Origin of the sequence: Halomonas sp. ATBC28 (genome assembly GCF_005937175.1) — a bacterium.
Lineage (GTDB): Bacteria > Pseudomonadota > Gammaproteobacteria > Pseudomonadales > Halomonadaceae > Vreelandella > Vreelandella titanicae.
Map to the genome: position 1 here is coordinate 1 of NZ_VCQL01000113.1, position 448 is coordinate 448.

1 pseudogene is annotated in these 448 nt (G+C 56.0%); it reads right to left on the minus strand.

Annotated features, from left to right (window positions below):
- Nucleotides 1-448: pseudogene (gene rpoB / locus E0L35_RS25585) on the minus strand (DNA-directed RNA polymerase subunit beta); the annotation flags it as partial.

Here is a 448-nt window from a genome sequence, read left to right on the forward strand (position 1 = left end):
GGGTGTATGCTGCGCCGTATGCTTCCAGCGCCCACACTTCCATCTCCCCGAAACGCTGACCACCGAACTGTGCCTTACCACCCAGCGGCTGCTGAGTAACCAGGCTGTAAGAACCGGTGGAACGCGCGTGCATCTTGTCGTCGACCAGGTGGTTCAGTTTCAGCATGTACATGTAACCAACGGTTACCGGGCGTTCGAACTGTTCACCAGTGCGACCGTCGTACAGGCGGATCTGACCGGAAGTCGGCAGGTCGCCAAGTTTCAGCAGCTCTTTAATTTCTGCTTCTTTCGCACCGTCGAACACCGGCGTTGCGATTGGCATACCTTTGCGCAGGTTTTCAGCCAGACGCATAACTTCTTCATCGCTGAAGGTACTCAGGTCAACTTTCTGACGAACGTCAGCGCCCAGATCGTACGCACGCTGGATGAATTCGCGCAGTTTCGCGAC